The organism is Arthrobacter sp. GW822-FHT05G07 (genome assembly GCF_058799755.1).
The window spans coordinates 261,833-277,017 of sequence record NZ_JBXALT010000001.1; the positions used below are offsets into that span (position 1 = coordinate 261,833).

The 15,185-nt window shown below is 62.8% G+C and carries 13 protein-coding genes and 1 tRNA gene; 4 read left to right on the forward strand and 10 right to left on the reverse strand.

The features are described from left to right. The first annotated feature begins 294 nt into the window (after positions 1-294). The 4 genes from AC1RJY_RS01105 to AC1RJY_RS01120 are packed head-to-tail and all read left to right on the forward strand — an operon-like array spanning position 295 to position 4,426. Entirely contained in the window at positions 295-1,692 is a 1,398-nt protein-coding gene (locus AC1RJY_RS01105; protein WP_014921099.1) for a branched-chain amino acid ABC transporter permease, read from the forward strand. A 9-nt stretch (positions 1,693-1,701) separates the two neighbouring features. After that, entirely contained in the window at positions 1,702-2,670 is a 969-nt protein-coding gene (locus AC1RJY_RS01110; protein WP_011774005.1) for a branched-chain amino acid ABC transporter permease, read from the forward strand. Beyond that, on the forward strand, positions 2,667-3,659 hold the full coding sequence (locus AC1RJY_RS01115; RefSeq protein WP_014921098.1) for an ABC transporter ATP-binding protein: 993 nt from the start codon (positions 2,667-2,669) through the stop codon (positions 3,657-3,659). The genes AC1RJY_RS01110 and AC1RJY_RS01115 overlap by 4 nt, the downstream gene beginning before the upstream one ends. Next, positions 3,656-4,426 carry an ABC transporter ATP-binding protein gene (locus AC1RJY_RS01120; RefSeq protein WP_144647612.1) on the forward strand — a complete coding sequence of 257 codons (771 nt, stop codon included), beginning with the start codon at positions 3,656-3,658 and terminating at the stop codon, positions 4,424-4,426. The genes AC1RJY_RS01115 and AC1RJY_RS01120 overlap by 4 nt, the downstream gene beginning before the upstream one ends. Positions 4,427-4,505: 79 nt before the next feature. Here the strand turns inward: AC1RJY_RS01120 and AC1RJY_RS01125 are convergent, their stop codons facing one another. The 10 genes from AC1RJY_RS01125 to eno form a co-directional block, all read right to left on the reverse strand. Next, positions 4,506-5,444, reverse strand: a complete 939-nt coding sequence (locus AC1RJY_RS01125) for a lipid kinase (protein ID WP_210064363.1) — start codon at positions 5,442-5,444, stop codon at positions 4,506-4,508. Between the two features lie 112 nt (positions 5,445-5,556). Beyond that, positions 5,557-6,912, reverse strand: a complete 1,356-nt coding sequence (locus AC1RJY_RS01130; RefSeq protein WP_498600983.1) for an ABC transporter substrate-binding protein — start codon at positions 6,910-6,912, stop codon at positions 5,557-5,559. A gap of 223 nt (positions 6,913-7,135) precedes the next feature. Next, positions 7,136-7,209 (reverse strand) — tRNA-Leu (locus AC1RJY_RS01135). A gap of 21 nt (positions 7,210-7,230) precedes the next feature. Beyond that, positions 7,231-8,151: an N-acetyltransferase gene (locus AC1RJY_RS01140; protein ID WP_014921095.1), complete on the reverse strand. Its 921-nt coding sequence runs from the start codon at positions 8,149-8,151 to the stop codon at positions 7,231-7,233. 103 nt (positions 8,152-8,254) lie between these two features. Then, on the reverse strand, positions 8,255-9,709 hold the full coding sequence (locus AC1RJY_RS01145) for an NAD(P)/FAD-dependent oxidoreductase (RefSeq protein ID WP_011773999.1): 1,455 nt from the start codon (positions 9,707-9,709) through the stop codon (positions 8,255-8,257). 38 nt (positions 9,710-9,747) lie between these two features. Next, a complete protein-coding gene (locus AC1RJY_RS01150) occupies positions 9,748-11,154 on the reverse strand; it encodes a S8 family serine peptidase (protein ID WP_498600984.1) in 1,407 nt (468 codons plus the stop codon). Further along, complete coding sequence (locus AC1RJY_RS01155) at positions 11,151-12,119, reverse strand: Ppx/GppA phosphatase family protein (RefSeq protein WP_498600985.1); 969 nt, start codon at positions 12,117-12,119, stop codon at positions 11,151-11,153. The genes AC1RJY_RS01150 and AC1RJY_RS01155 overlap by 4 nt, the downstream gene beginning before the upstream one ends. Continuing rightward, complete coding sequence (locus AC1RJY_RS01160; protein ID WP_187329930.1) at positions 12,116-12,799, reverse strand: DUF501 domain-containing protein; 684 nt, start codon at positions 12,797-12,799, stop codon at positions 12,116-12,118. The genes AC1RJY_RS01155 and AC1RJY_RS01160 overlap by 4 nt, the downstream gene beginning before the upstream one ends. Before the next feature lie 68 nt (positions 12,800-12,867). Further along, positions 12,868-13,656 carry an FtsB family cell division protein gene (locus AC1RJY_RS01165; RefSeq protein WP_498600987.1) on the reverse strand — a complete coding sequence of 263 codons (789 nt, stop codon included), beginning with the start codon at positions 13,654-13,656 and terminating at the stop codon, positions 12,868-12,870. Positions 13,657-13,788: 132 nt separating this feature from the next. Beyond that, positions 13,789-15,069, reverse strand: coding sequence for a phosphopyruvate hydratase (gene eno, locus AC1RJY_RS01170; protein ID WP_011773994.1), 1,281 nt, complete (start codon positions 15,067-15,069; stop codon positions 13,789-13,791). Positions 15,070-15,185 lie beyond the last annotated feature (116 nt).

Below are 15,185 nucleotides of genomic sequence, written 5' to 3' on the forward strand. Positions count from 1 at the left end.
TACCACGCGCGCGCGGCAGGGAAAGTTCCCTTGTTCACCCAGACGAAACTCAACCGTGACAAGAAAATGGACCAGCGGCTTCCCCCAAACGTTTAGGAGCACCCCCAAACAACAAAGGTTTACTTAAGCGTTGCTACATCAGTAGTTGCCTATAGCTTCACAGTTGTTATCCGATCGCGATCTTCACAGCCCCGAACTGGGCATTCATTGACCCCACCGAGCGGTAACATAAACCACACATGGGTGACTTAGATCACAAACGAGGCAGCTAGGCAAGAACTGTTCACAAGCCCCATGACCGTTCGCACCGGCTGCAAAGGCGCAGCCGGGACCACCCCCACTGTGGAGGTTTCCATTTTGAGAAGCACACTGCGCGACCCGTCCATGAGACGGTCCAAAGGACTGCAGAGAGCTGTGGGGGCGCTGTTCGCAGCCCTCATCGCCGCTCTGTTGATCGCCGCCCCCTCGGCACAGGCAACCACCCCCTCGCCTTCGCCGTCCCCGACGACTTTCCAGAACAACATCAGCGGGTTCCTCCGCGATGATGCCCGGGCCCCTATACCGGGCGTCAAGATCAAAGCCACGGGCAACGGGTTTGAAGGTGAAGCCACCTCCGGAGCCAACGGAGCGTGGACCATCGGCGTTCCCGTCCAGGGCACCTACACCATCGAGCTGGACACCTCCACCTTGCCGGAGGGCATCGCACTGGCCGAGGGCCAGGACAATCCCCGCGATGTCACGTTCAGCCAGACGTCCAACCTGTCGGTGATCTTTGCCTTCGGCGAGGGCATCGTGGTCCAGCAACAGGACTTCGGCCAGAACCTGCTCAACCGCCTGGTGGCGGGTCTTAGCTTTGGCCTGCTCCTTGCACTGGCCTCGGTAGGCCTTTCCCTGATCTTCGGCACCACCGGCCTGACCAACTTCGCCCACGGTGAGATGGTGACACTCGGTGCGGTACTGGTGTTCATGTTCAATGCCTTCGGATTCCCCTTCTGGCTGGCCATCCTGCTCGCACTGGTAGGCGGCGGTCTCTTTGGCTACGTCCAGGACGCAGGACTGTGGCGCCCCCTGAGGAAGCGTGGCTCAGGCCTCGTCCCTATGATGATCGTCAGCATTGGCCTCGCCTTGGCCATTCGCTATGTCATCCAATTCTTCTTCGGCGGTGCAACACAGCAACTCCCGGGCGCACAAAGTAGCGAGATCCAAATCGGGCCTGTCTCGATCTCTCCGAACAATCTGTGGTCCCTGATTATCAGTGCCGTGGTTATCGCCCTGATCGGCATCGTCCTGCTGAAGACCCGACTCGGCAAGGCAACCCGCGCAGTTGCAGACAACCCCGCGCTGGCAGCCGCCTCGGGCATCGACGTCGACTCCGTCATCCGCATCGTATGGATCGTGGGCGGCGTGCTCGCTTCGCTCGGCGGCATCCTCTGGGCCTACTACCGCCCGGGTGTCACCTTCGATATGGGCTCGCAAATCCTGCTGCTCATCTTCGCCGGCGTCACGCTCGGCGGCTTGGGTACCGTGTTCGGCGCACTGATCGGCTCGATCGTCGTCGGCATCTTCGTGGAACTGACTACAGTGTTCGGCCTCCCCGCCGACCTCAAGTACGTCGGCGCCCTGTTCATCATGATTGTTGTTCTTCTGTTCCGACCGCAGGGTATCCTCGGCCGGCGTGAGCGTGTGGGTTAGGAGCGGGCCATGGATTTCGGATTTATTTTCTCCAGCGCCCTTGGCGAATTGTTCAGCCCGACGACGGCGGCCTACGCACTTGCCGCTTTGGGCCTCGCGGTTCACTTCGGCTACTCAGGCCTGTTGAACTTCGGCCAGGCCGGCTTCATGGCAGTGGGTGCCTACGGTTTCGCCATCTCAACTTTGACCTTTGACGCACCCTTCTTCCTTGCCCTGCTGATCGCCGTTCTGTGTTCAGTGATCTTCGCGTTCATCCTCGGTATTCCTACACTCCGGCTACGGGCGGACTACCTGGCAATCGTGACCATCGCCGCGGCGGAAATTGTCCGCTACGTGGTCACTACCAACCAGCTCACCAGCGTCACTGGTTCGGCAAACGGCCTGGCGGCCTTCGAGGGCACGTTCTACTCCATGAATCCTTTCCCCGAAGGCTCTTACATGGGCATGAACAACCGTGACTTCTTTATCCGCGTGGTGGGCTGGGGCTTGGTCATCGTTTGCTGCGTCTTGGTCTGGCTTCTGATGCGCAGCCCCTGGGGCCGTGTCCTCAAGGGCATCCGCGAGGACGAGAACGCTGTCCGCTCGCTCGGCAAGAATGTCTACGCCTACAAGATGCAGGCGCTGATCATCGGTGGTGTGCTTGGCGCATTGGCGGGCATGATCTTCACGCTCCCCCGCGGGGCCGTCCAACCGTCCAACTACGGCACTGAACTCACGTTCTTCCTGTGGACCTGCCTTCTGCTGGGCGGCATGGCCACGGTTCTTGGGCCGGTCATTGGAGCAATGATTTTCTGGGTTGTGCTCTCGCTGACCCAAAGCCTGCTCTACGGCCTCATCGAGTCAGGGGCAATCACGTGGCTGACCACCGTACAGGCAGGCCAGTTGCGCTACATCCTGGTGGGTGTTGCCTTGATGCTCCTGATGATCTTCCGCCCGCAAGGCGTGTTCGGCAATAAGAAGGAGCTTGCTTTCGCATGAGTGAGACCAACGAACGCAATAGCGAAAATATTGACTACATGACCGATTCACGGCCCATCGCCGTCGGGGAGAACACTCCCGGCTGCAAGAAGCGGGATCCCATTGTGGTGGCAGAGGACGTCACGCGGTCCTTCGGTGGCATCAACGCGGTGGACGTGGAGTACCTTGAGATCCCCCGCCACAAGATCACCGCATTGATCGGCCCCAACGGAGCCGGCAAGACCACGCTGTTCAACCTCCTCACGGGCTTTGATACTCCCAACACGGGCAAGTGGCAGTTTGAAGGCAACAGCCTTGCAGGCGTTTCCTCCTACAAGGTGGCACGCATGGGCATGGTCCGTACCTTCCAGCTGACAAAGGTCATGGGCAAGCTGACCGTCATGGAGAATATGCGACTCGGCGCAGCAGACCAGCCCGGAGAACGGCTCTCCAAGGCCTTGTTCAAAGGCATCTGGGGCGGGCGCGAAAAAGAGATCACAGCCCAGGCAAACGTCCTCTTGGAGAAGTTCAAGCTGGATACCAAGAAGGACGATTACGCAGCGTCGCTCTCGGGAGGTCAGCGGAAGCTCCTGGAGATGGCCCGTTCGCTTATGGTTCGGCCCAAGCTGGTGATGCTCGATGAGCCCATGGCCGGTGTGAACCCGGCCCTGACGCAGTCGCTGCTGGACCACATCAAGAACCTCAAGGCCGAGGGCATGACCGTGCTCTTCGTGGAGCACGACATGAACATGGTGCGCCACATCGCTGACTGGGTGGTGGTCATGGCCGAAGGCAAGGTGGTGGCCGAAGGACCTCCGGGTGAAGTCATGAAGAACCCCGCAGTCATCGACGCCTACCTTGGCGCCCACCATGACGTCGACCTCGGCGACGCCGAAGGCATCAAGGTGCTTGAGGCTGAACTCGAGGCCGACGAAGAGTCGGTTGTGGGTACGGAAGATGCAGGCATCCTGTCCGAGATCGAAGAACCCAAGAAGGAGGACGGGAAATGAGCAGTACCAGTGCAATGCCCGCCTCGGCAGCGGCTCCCGCAGGCGATTCCGTCGTCAAAGTCACTAACTTGGTGGCTGGCTATATCCCCGGGGTCAACATCCTCAACGGCTGCAGCATCGAGGCCCGCAAGGGCGAGTTGATTGGCATCATTGGCCCCAACGGCGCCGGCAAGTCCACGCTGCTGAAGGCCATGTTCGGCTTGGTGAAGGTCCACTCGGGCACCGTTGTGGTGCGCGGACAAGACCTCACTGGTTTGAAGGCCAACAAACTGGTCACCCAGGGCGTTGGCTTCGTCCCCCAGACCAACAATGTGTTCGCCACGCTGACCATTGAAGAGAATCTGCAAATGGGCATGTTCCAGCGGCCCAAGGACTTCTCCGAACGCTTCGATTTTGTCACCAGCCTCTTCCCGGAGCTGGGAAAGCGGCGAGCACAGCGTGCAGGGTCACTGTCCGGCGGTGAACGCCAAATGGTGGCCATGGGCAGGGCGCTCATGATGGACCCGGCCGTCCTGTTGCTTGACGAGCCGTCGGCAGGCCTCTCCCCCGTCAAGCAGGATGAGACCTTCCTCCGTGTCCACGAGATCAACCGCGCCGGCGTCTCGGTGATCATGGTGGAACAGAATGCCCGCCGTTGCTTGCAGATCTGCGACCGCGGCTATGTCCTGGATCAGGGCAAGGATGCGTACACCGGTACCGGCCGTGAACTCATGAAGGACCCCAAGGTCATCCAGCTTTACCTGGGCACCTTGGCGGACGAGGTCTAACTGCAGTAGCCCCGAAGGCCTGGTTCCGGTGTCACGCCGGAGCCGGGCCTTCGGCGCGTCCAGGTACGTTCAAGACAGTTCAGCTGCGGCCCTCAAACGTCGCGCTGCTGCTGTTCCTCGGCACCACCACGTGCACCGCGTTTCGCTCAACAGTGAAGTCGGTGGGCGTGCTGGTGGTGATCTCGCCGTCGAGGTTCACCGGCAGTGGCGGAGTTGTCACCAGCCTGACTTTCCGGCTGGTGAGGTGGTGCACTTGCTCGTTTTCCACAAACTTGCCGTTCTTCAGCGAACGCGCGATCTTTGCCTGCTCCCGCAGCGGCGCAGCCAGGATCGCATAGATATCCAGGGTGTGATCATCGATCCCCGCTGTCGGAGAGACCGCGTTGCCGCCTCCGTAGTACCTTCCGTTTCCCACCGCCACCTGCAACAGGTCCTCCAGCTCTACTGGCTCATGGTCCCCGTCCGGGAACTCGAGGCGGGCGTGGAACGGCTTGTGCGTGGCGTAGGAGCGAAGCGTGGCCACACCATATGCCAAGGGCCCGATGAGTCGTTTGAGGCGCGGACTGAGCGCCTGCGTGACTGCCACGGACAGGCCGGCTGAAGCCACGTTGAGGAAGGGTTGGCCGTTCGCCCGCCCGAGATCGATGTCCACTACTTTTCCATCCGCCAAGGCAGCGCAGGCAAGGCTCAGGTCCCGAGGGATTTCCAGCGTCCTTGCCAGGTCATTGGCGGTGCCCAGCGGAAGCACACCCAGCACGACGTCGGTACCCGCCACGAGTCCGGCCGCGGAGGCAACCGTTCCGTCGCCTCCCCCAACCACCACAAAATCGTGCCCATCGGACACCGCTTGCTCCAAGGCGCGGCGGAGTTCCCCGCCGCCATGCGCCGTATACACCGCGGAGACCGGGAGCTCCGCCTTTGCGAGGCTCTCGGCCACCAGCTTCTGAGCTGCGGAGCCTTTGCGTGAACCGGCGTTAATGACTACTGCAATGGAGCGTGCTTCCCGGGTTGGCTTCATGAGGACATGGTAGGTCTACCGCCTGTGTAACAGCCGGGGTTAACGCGGAACAGGTCCCCTTCCTTGTGAGGAAGGGGACCTGTTGCTGACTGCGGTCTAGCTCGTGTTCGGCTTAGAGCTTGCCGAATTCTTCGCGGACCGGCTTGTAGGTGTTGTCGTCCTGGTATTCGTAGATACCGATGTATGCCTCGGTGGGGTCACCGGCATCGGAGAACGTTACCGGACCGGACTGTCCGTCGTAGTCAATATCCTTGCCCTCGCGGAGCAGGGTGACGCAGGACGGGAAGTCCGTGCACTTCTCGCCGCCTTCAGAGACTTCCTTGAGCTTGGCCGCGATGTCCGTGCCCTTGGTGCTCTTGGCTGCCTCAGAGGCAAGCGCGATCAGGTTCACGGCGTCGTAGGACTCACCTGCGTAGCTGTAATCCTTCAGTGCGGGATCGATTGCGAGGAGCTTCTGCTTGAAGGCATCCTTGGCGAACGTACCGGGGATGGTTCCCTGTGCGCCCTTCATGGTGCCTGCCTGGAAGTCCTTGCTGTAGTCCGAGGTGTTGCCGTCAACCATGAACAGCTGCGTGGGCTTGACGCCCTTGCCGGTCATCAGAGGCACGATGCTCTTGGCTTGGTCGAACGTGATCAGGGCGATCGCATCCGGCTTGGCTGCGAGGACCTTGTCCACCTGGCTGCTGAACTGCGAGTCACCTTCGTTGAAGAGCTCTTCAGCAACAACCTTGCCGCCGGCTGCCTCGAAGGCTTCCTTGACGTTCTTCTGGAGGCCGGTTCCGTAGGCGTCGTTGAGAACGATCATGCCCACGGTCTGGGCACCACAGGTAGCCATGTAGTTCCCGAGGACCTTGCCCTGCAGGACGTCGGACGGTGCCGTGCGCCAGTAGAGGCCCTTGTCATCCCACGTGGTGAAGTCCGGTGAGGTGTTCGCCGGCGAGAAGTGGATGACGCCAGCGCCGGTGATCTGGTTGATGACAGTCTTGGAAACGCCGGAGGAAGCGGCGCCGATAACTGCACTCACACCCTGGCCCAGCAGGGCTGTGGTGGACTGGGTAGCGATGTCAGTTTTGGTGTCGCCGGAGTCGCGGTGGACAACTTCCACAGGAACACCAAGAACGCCACCGGCGTCGTTGACTTCCTTGACGCCGAGGTTGACACCAGCGATTTCGGGTGGGCCGAGGAACGCCAGCGACCCCGTCGTCGGCAGGAGCGATCCAAGCTTAAGCGGCGTAGCCGTGGTGGTGGTCGAGGGAGGTACGGATCCCGTGTTGGTGGCAGCCTGGCTGTTGCCGGCTCCCGCCCCGCCGCTCGGTGCCGGGCAGGCGATGCCTGCTGCGGCGGCGGATTGAGACCCAGTCTGGGTAGGTGTAGAAGACCCACCACAAGCCGTGGCCAAGAGAGCGACCCCAATGCCAAGCGCTGTTAGCTTGGCGGCTCGGGGCGCCGCTGGGGAAAGATCAAACATTCGTTGTCTCCTCGATCGAAAGGTGCGAACTGCCTTTGATGCGATAACTCAGGTGTTCCTGATTAAGACTCAAACTAGTGCAATTGCCGGGCGAACATAAGTGATTCAGGTCACATCCCTATAACACTCGTTGCCTGTGGGGAATCTACGAGCTTGCTGGGAAAAGGCGCTGAAGAAGGGATGGACGCACAGGAAGGGAGAAAGAGCTCTCGCCTTGCATTTGTGCCCCAGGTGGGACTCGAACCCACAACACGCGGATTTTAAGTCCGCTGCCTCTGCCAATTGGGCTACTGGGGCGCCCGGACCATGGTATCCCAGCTAGAGCCGGTTGAACGGCTCCGCGTAGCTGAAGGTGCCGCGGACGTCATCGGGCCATCCCGGCAGGGTCAGTAACTGGAAGTGATCGCCCCACACCGCTTCGGGCGGTTCAACGCCCAAGGAGGTGGCCGGCACATATCCGAAGCGCGGGTAGTAGAGAGGGCTGCCGAGCAGGGCGATCCCGGGCTCTCCGAGGGCAGTGGCGCGGGCCGCTGTCTCGCGCATCAATGCAGAACCCACTCCACGGCGCTGGAAGGGAGGAAGTACGCCGATCGGGCCGAGGGCAACCAGTTCCAGGTCCTCGATCCAGCCCCGCGTGCTGATGGCATGCCCCACGATTTCACCACCCATCTCCGCCACGATGCTGAGCTCCGGAATGTACTCGCTGCACTCGAAAAGCTCCCGCAGCAGCCCCACTTCAATCGGGGTGCCCTCAACGGGTTCGCCAGTCACGGGAGAGACGGAAAACGCCCGGGCCGTAAGCTCCAGGATCTCCGGCCGATCTTCCGGCTTCTCAGAACGCAGCACCACACCCCGCGCCAGGAGCCGCAGCACATCCATGGCCCGGCCCGCATCTGCCGACGGCACCAGAAGGTGATCGTGGTGGAAACCGGCGAGGACGTTGCAGCTGATGCCGGCGTGCGTCAGCGCCGCGCTGACGGCTGCCGTCAGACCCACGGCTTCCAGGGCCGAATGAACCTGCAGCGTGATCCAGGTAGCCACGAAATCGTAGCTAAGGCCCAACGAATCTGCTTCATCGCGGTGAAGGACAACCGTCAGGCCCTCGGCCTCACGAACGGCCGCTTCAATGCCGCCTTCCAATGGCCGACCATGCGGCCACAGGGCATACACGTACTCGCCGTCGCGGGCTACCGGATGGAGGGATTCCAGGAGTGTCTTCAGATCGGTTTCGCCTGACATGGCAACAGTCTAGGGCGCAGCCGCGGTGCCACCGTTTTACGCCGACGGTTTAAACGCCAACGGCGGCCACCCCCTCAAGGGGACGGCCGCCGTCGTACGTGTACTACTTGGCGTCAGCAGTTACCGGAGTCTTGACTTCCTCGGCAACCGGCTTGGCTTCCACCGGCGCCGGAGCGGCGGCGGGCTTGGGAGCCGGGGTGGCTGCGGCCACGAAGGCACCGCGCGGGTTGTCCAGGTCCATCAGCTGCGTGGTGTCGCGGCCGGCGAAGAAGGCCAGGATCCAGCCGAAGATCACACGGAACTTGCGCTCAACCGTGGGCATGGCCATGCCGTGGTAACCACGGTGTGCCAGCCACGCGAGGCCGCCCTTGAGACCGATGCGGCCGAGCAGGTTGATGTTTGCAACACCCTTCCACTCGCCGAATCCGGCTACGGCACCGAGGTTCTTGTGCTTGTAGTCGTGCAGCGGCTTGTCCCAGCGGGAAGCCCAGAGGTTCTTTGCGAGCTTCTTTGCCTGGCGCAGTGCGTGCTGGGCGTTGGGGACGCAGGTGCCGTCCGGCAGGCCCTTGCCCGTGAGGTCCGGAACGGCGGCGATGTCGCCGGCGGCCCAGGCGTTCTCCACAATGCCTTCGTCGCCTGCGATACGCAGGTCCGGGAGGACGCGGACGCGGCCACGCGGTTCCAGCGGGAAGTCGGTGGAGCGGATCATCGGGTTGGCCTGCACGCCGGCAGCCCATACCAAGGTGTCCGCGTCAACTTCGCCGGCAGGGGTCTTGTCCGGGAGGTTGATCAGCTTGAGGTTGCCCTCAGCGCTGTCAAGGGAGGTGTTCAGGAGTACTTCGATGCCACGGCTGCGGAGGTGCTCCACAACCCACTCGGCCTGCGAAGCGGTGACCTCGGGCATGATGCGGCCCATGGCTTCAACCAGGATGAAGCGGACTTCTTCCTGACGGATGCGCGGGTTATTCCGTACAGCGGCGCGGGCAAGGTCTTCCATTTCGGTGAGGCATTCGATGCCTGCAAAACCGCCGCCAACAACAACGAAGGTCAGTGCCTTGGCGCGCTCTGCGGGGTCAGTCATGGTGGACGCGGCTTCGATGCGCTCCAACACCTTGTTGCGCAGTGCAACGGCTTCCTCGATGGTCTTCAGGCCGATGCCCTTGTCCGCGAGGCCCTTGATGGGGAAGGTACGGGTGATGGCGCCTGCTGCGATCACGACATCGAAGTACGGGATCTCGAAGTTCTCGCCGCCATCGGACGGGGCGATAACCGCGGTCCGGTTGGCGTGGTCGATGCTGGTGACGCGGCCCTGGATGAGCTCAGTCTGCTTGAGGTGCTGACGGTGGGAGACGACGGCGTGGCGTGCCTCGATGTTGCCACCGGCTACTTCCGGGAGGAAGGGCTGGTAGGTCATGTACGGCAGTGGATCAACGACGGTGACGATTCCGCCTGCATTCGCGATCTTCTTCTGCAGTTTGAGTGCTACGTACAGGCCGACGTAGCCGCCGCCGACGACGAGAACCCGGGGACGGTCAATGAGCTCTGGGGTGGTTGCCATGAGTCCAGAGTACAGTACTTTGTGAAAATCTTCACTAACTACGTCCTGCCGGGCGGATCCACCTTCAAAAGGGCGCCCGTTTCAGCTTCCTCGGGCACCGCCGGCGGGTTCTTTGAGACTCTCCGCAACTGGATTGCAGCACCCGTCAGAATCGCAGCGAACAAGGCGCCAAAACCAAGCACGACGGCGGCAGGAAGGGCGTCATCCATGGTCGCCGGCGTCTTCGCAACAGGGACGGTGGGATCGGCGAGCGTGGGAGGGGCGCTTGTGGGACTTGCCACGGGTGCCTGTGAGGGCTCGGAGAAGACGCCGCGGCGATGGACACGGATCCAGTCCCCGATGGAACCCAACGGGTTGGTGCTGGTGGTTGGCACGTCATTCTTCAGTGCGGCCTCAGCGTCGAGGATGCCGTAGCCATAAAGAGGGTCCTTGCCTGGAGCACCCGCGTCCTTGGCAGTGCTGACGATCCTGTTGATGACCTGGGTGGCGCTCATTTCCGGCCACTTTGAACGGAGGAGTGCTGCCACACCCGAAACGATGGGAGCCGCTCCGGACGTTCCCGCCCACTCGGCATACGAGCCGCCGGGAATGCCACCCACCAGTTTCTCCGCAGGGGCGGCCACTCCGATGCTGATGCCTTGGGACGATGAGTCCACGCTGGCGCGCCCCTCGCCGTCCAGCCCGGCCACAGTGAGAACGCCGGGGATGGTGGCCGGGGCACCAACTTGGATGTTGCCACCCACGCGGTTTCCGGCGGCCGCAACGATCACCACATCTTTTTGCTCTGCGTACAGGAACGCTGCGTCCCAGCTCTGCGGCCAGTCAGGCGAAGTGCTGCCCAGGGAAATGTTGATAACCTTTGCGCCGTTGTCCACGGCCCAGCGCACGGCCTCGGGTATTTGTTCCTGGTCCGTCTTGCCGCCCGGGTTGGGCGAGCCGAGCCAGGTTGAGATGGCCAGGATCTCAGCTTCGGGCGCAACTCCTGTGATCCCGTCCGGTCCCCCGGCAGGCGGCGTAGTTGGTGGCGGTGGCGGCGGCGCTGGAGCCGCTGACGCAGATGCCGACGGTGAGGGCGAAGGGGTGGGCGTGGTGTGGCCGCGCCCGGCCAGCATCGTGGCCACCAGCGTGCCGTGCTCGGTCTTGGCGCCGATGCTCTTTTGTCCGTTGGGAGCGCCGGCCCCTGAGACATCTGTCCCTCCGACCACCACACCCTTGAGGTCAGGGTGGGTTCCGTCAACACCGCTATCGATGATCGCAACTTTGACTCCGGCGCCCTTGGAGACCTGCCAGGCGTTGGTGACTCCCGATTCCTTGAGCCAGTACTCCTTGTCCCGCCACGCGTCTGCATTGGCGGCCGGAGCCGACAACAGCGCACCCGCCAGCGCCCCGCCGGCCAGGGTGGTGGCAAGCGCAGCGGAGAGGGTACGACGATGTCGCAATGTCATTGGCCATCCAGGATACTCAGGGCGATGCCGTCCAGGATGTCGTGTTCGCTGGAGACAGCTGTACGGATGGCCCCGTTACTGACGGCGGACAGCCTGGCCAGGATGCGGCGCCACACCAGGGCTCCGGCTCCGATGACGTCCACGCGTCCCGGGTGCATGTACGGCAGCGCGGCACGTTCGTCCCGCGTCATTTCCAACAGGCTGGTGCACGCGTCGCTAATGGTTTCAAGGTCCAGTGAAGCGCCGTGGATGCGGTTCGGCTGGTATTCGCTCAGGCCCAGCGCGTGAGCGGTGATGGTGGTGATGGAACCGGCGACACCAACCACGGCAGTGGCGCGGTCAAGCGGCACTGCCTGCGCGGCAAGATCAAGCGCGGCGTCGACGTCGGCCTCTGCTGCGGCGATTTGCGCAGCGGTGGGCGGATCGCTGCGGAGGTGACGTTCGGTCAATCGCACGCAGCCGATGTCAACCGAGCGGGCCGCGATAACGCCGCTGGAATCACCCACAACGAATTCAGTGCTGCCGCCGCCAAGGTCCACCACCAGAATGGGGTCCTTTCCCGTGGCGGGCAGGACGCTGCTGGCTCCCGCGAAGGACAGGGCAGCTTCCTCGTCACCGGAAATGACCTCCGGCTGCACGCCCAGGAGCTCCCGGATACCGTCCACAAAGACTTGGCGGTTGCTGGCATCACGAGTGGCCGACGTGGCCGCGAAACGAACGCGCCCGGCACCGTGTTCCTTGATGAGCGCGGCATAGTCCCGGGTTGCGGCGAACGTGCGCTCCAAGGCCTCTGGAGCCAACTCGCCAGTGGCATCAACGCCCTGGCCCAGCCGCACCACGCGCATTTCACGCACGATATCGGTCAGCGGACCTGGCCCATCCTTCTCCGACGCCTCAACCGAGGAGTCGGCGATGAGGAGGCGGATGGAGTTGGTTCCGCAGTCAATGGCAGCCACGCGGCTCATGCGGTGCCTTCCTGCTCGCCGTGGGATTCGGTCTTTGACTTCCGCACGGGCGCGGGACGCCCCACGATGTCCGGCAATCCTTGCGGACCATGGCGGCTCAAGTCCCGCGAAGGAGCCTCGCCGGCAGTGTCCCAGGCGCCGTCGCAATAGCAGCGGTCCTTGGTCCACCACTCGGTGATGGCGTCCAGGGCTTCGTCGCCCAGCGGATTGACGCCCGGTCCGGCAGCCAACGAGTGACCTACCAGGACGTGCAGGCACTTCACGCGGGTGGGCATGCCACCGGCGGAGATGCCGTCGATTTCGGGCACGGCTCCAGTGCCGGAGCGGCCGGCGATCTCGTTGCGAGCCTGAAGGTAAGCGTCATGGGCGCCCCGGTAGGCACCGGCCAGCTCTTGGTCGGCGGTCAGTCGCTCGTTCATCTCAGTCATGAGCCCGCCCGCTTCAAGGCGTGACACTGCGGACGTGATGACCGGATGGGTCAGGTAGAACGTGGTGGGGAACGGTGTTCCGTTGCTGAGCCGCGGAGCAGTAGCGGCCACCAAGGGGTTACCGCAGACGCACCTGGCCGGGATCTCAACAACATCCCGGACCGGCCTGCCCAACTGTCGGCTCAGGACCTCAAGATCGTGTGCTGATGGCTGGCGGGATTCCTGCGGCACGGCTGCCGTGTTCTCTTCCACTTGCGCTGCCAACCTTCCTGCCCCTTTTGTCATGTCCCATGCGGACACGACGGCGGCGGGCACCGCGTTTAGTCAGTTGCCGATCGTCTGATTGACTCCCAGAGAGCATCCACCCAGGGCAGATTCTCCGGGTTTGCCGACGATCCGGAGCCGGTGCGGCCACCCGGTGTGCCGGCGGCTTCTTCTCCCCCAAACACCCAGTAACCTGTTTCACCCGGCATAACCATGTTAATGCGGTCGCGGGCCTGCTGTTTCACGTAGTTGGGGTCCTGCCACCGGGAGAGCTGTTTGTTCAGCTCGGATTGCTCCGCTTTCCTGCCGGCAATTTCCGCTTCCAGCGCGGAGATTTCGGCGCGTTTCTCCAGGAAAATCTTCACAGTGGGGGCCAGCAGAATGGTGATGGCAATCATCACCACAGCCAGTGCGAGCATCCGGCCGGAGAACGCCTTGGCCGGTACGGGATCCAGATCGCGGTCATCCTTGGCTATTGGGCTTGGCTTTTCGGATCCCTGTTTTCCCGAACCTTTGTCCCCGGCTTTTGTCGAGGGTCCCGCAGGTTTCCTGCCTGCGGAACTCTTGCTGGCGGTAGACGTCTTGCTGCCAGCGGACGAAGCTTTGCCGCCATCCGTCGTCGTCGGTGTCTTTGACGTGGCACGCGCGCCGCCGAACTCGGCCTTGATGACATCGGCCCCTTCGGAGCCTGCGGCCTCAGGACCCGTGAGGGCATCACCGGCGGGACGGGCACCGCTGGACGGACGGGGACCGCTGGACGGACGGCCACCGCTGGACGGACCAGCACCGCTGGACGGACGGCCAAGGGCGTCGGCCCTGGGAACCTTTGGACGACGGGTGGCCATGACACTCCTGTAATGCCCGGTGCTTGCCTGGCGGTTTGCTGCGCTTGCTGTTTCTGACCTGGCCCGCGTTAAACAGAACCGGTGGCCATGGTCTTTCCACCATAGCCACCGGTCAGCTGTTTTCGCGGAATGCTAGCCCTTGAAACGCGGGAACGCGCTGCGGCCGGCGTAGCGTGCGGCGTCGTCGAGTTCTTCTTCGATGCGGAGCAGCTGGTTGTACTTTGCTACGCGCTCGGAGCGGGCGGGGGCACCGGTCTTGATCTGGCCCGCGTTGGTGGCAACGGCGATGTCAGCAATGGTGGTGTCCTCGGTTTCGCCGGAGCGGTGCGAGGTGATGGTGGTGTAGCCGGAGCGCTGGGCCAGGGAAACGGCGTCCAGCGTCTCGGTCAGGGAACCGATCTGGTTGACCTTGACCAAGAGGGAGTTGGCCGTAGCGGTCTCGATGCCCTGCTGCAGGCGGACCGGGTTGGTGACGAAGAGGTCATCGCCAACAAGCTGGACCTTGTCACCGATGGTGTCGGTGAGGGTCTTCCAGCCTTCCCAGTCGTTCTCGTCCAGCGGGTCCTCGATGGAAACCAGGGGGTAATCCGCAACGAGCTCAGCGTAGTAGGCGCTCATCTCGGTGGCAGAAAGTGCCTTGCCTTCGAACTGGTAGGCACCTTCCTTGTAGAACTCAGAGGATGCAACGTCCAAGGCAAGGGCGATGTCCGTGCCCGGGGTGTAGCCGGCGTTCTTGATGGCTTCCTGGATCAGGTCCAGAGCTGCACGGTTGGACGGCAGGTTGGGAGCGAAGCCGCCCTCGTCGCCGAGGCCGGTGGACAGGCCCTTTTCCTGAAGGACAGCCTTGAGGTTGTGGTAAACCTCTACACCCCAGCGCAGGCCCTCGGAGAAGGTCTCTGCGCCGATCGGGGCGATCATGAATTCCTGGATGTCCACATCGGAGTCGGCGTGCGAGCCACCGTTGAGGATGTTCATCAGCGGAACGGGCAGGACGTGGGCGTTCGGGCCACCCAGGTACTTGTAGAGCGGCAGGTCGGCCGAAGCTGCTGCAGCGTTGGCCACGGCCAGGGAAACACCCAGGATGGCGTTGGCGCCGAGCTTGCCCTTGTTGGGCGTGCCGTCCAGGTCGATCATGGCCTGGTCGATGCTGCGCTGGTCAGTGGCGTCGAAACCAATCAGGGCCGGTGAGATCTCGTCGATAACGGCGTCAACGGCCTTCTGGACACCCTTGCCGAGGTAACGGCCCTTGTCGCCGTCGCGAAGCTCAACGGCTTCGTGCTCGCCGGTGGAGGCACCGGAGGGAACTGCTGCGCGGCCGATCTGGCCGTCGGAGAGCAGGACCTCAACTTCTACGGTCGGGTTTCCGCGGGAATCAAGGATCTCGCGTGCGTGGATGGCATCGATAAGCGCCATGGATGTGCTCCTTATGGGCGAATTACAGGAATGTGGAGGGAAATTCTCAACGTCCTCGTCGCTACTAGCGTAGTCGAGAGTGGCTTACGTTACGGCACGGCTTCCGACGGCTCACG

Coding starts and splice junctions, on each gene's coding strand:
- AC1RJY_RS01105 (WP_014921099.1), top strand. CDS start 295: ATGACCGTTCGCACCGGCTGCAAAGGCGCAGCCGGGACCACCCCCACT.
- eno (WP_011773994.1), bottom strand. CDS start 15,069: ATGGCGCTTATCGATGCCATCCACGCACGCGAGATCCTTGATTCCCGC.
- AC1RJY_RS01155 (WP_498600985.1), bottom strand. CDS start 12,119: ATGAGCCGCGTGGCTGCCATTGACTGCGGAACCAACTCCATCCGCCTC.
- AC1RJY_RS01125 (WP_210064363.1), bottom strand. CDS start 5,444: ATGAAGCCAACCCGGGAAGCACGCTCCATTGCAGTAGTCATTAACGCC.
- AC1RJY_RS01140 (WP_014921095.1), bottom strand. CDS start 8,151: ATGTCAGGCGAAACCGATCTGAAGACACTCCTGGAATCCCTCCATCCG.
- AC1RJY_RS01145 (WP_011773999.1), bottom strand. CDS start 9,709: ATGGCAACCACCCCAGAGCTCATTGACCGTCCCCGGGTTCTCGTCGTC.
- AC1RJY_RS01130 (WP_498600983.1), bottom strand. CDS start 6,912: ATGTTTGATCTTTCCCCAGCGGCGCCCCGAGCCGCCAAGCTAACAGCG.
- AC1RJY_RS01150 (WP_498600984.1), bottom strand. CDS start 11,154: ATGACATTGCGACATCGTCGTACCCTCTCCGCTGCGCTTGCCACCACC.
- AC1RJY_RS01115 (WP_014921098.1), top strand. CDS start 2,667: ATGAGTGAGACCAACGAACGCAATAGCGAAAATATTGACTACATGACC.
- AC1RJY_RS01165 (WP_498600987.1), bottom strand. CDS start 13,656: ATGGCCACCCGTCGTCCAAAGGTTCCCAGGGCCGACGCCCTTGGCCGT.
- AC1RJY_RS01110 (WP_011774005.1), top strand. CDS start 1,702: ATGGATTTCGGATTTATTTTCTCCAGCGCCCTTGGCGAATTGTTCAGC.
- AC1RJY_RS01120 (WP_144647612.1), top strand. CDS start 3,656: ATGAGCAGTACCAGTGCAATGCCCGCCTCGGCAGCGGCTCCCGCAGGC.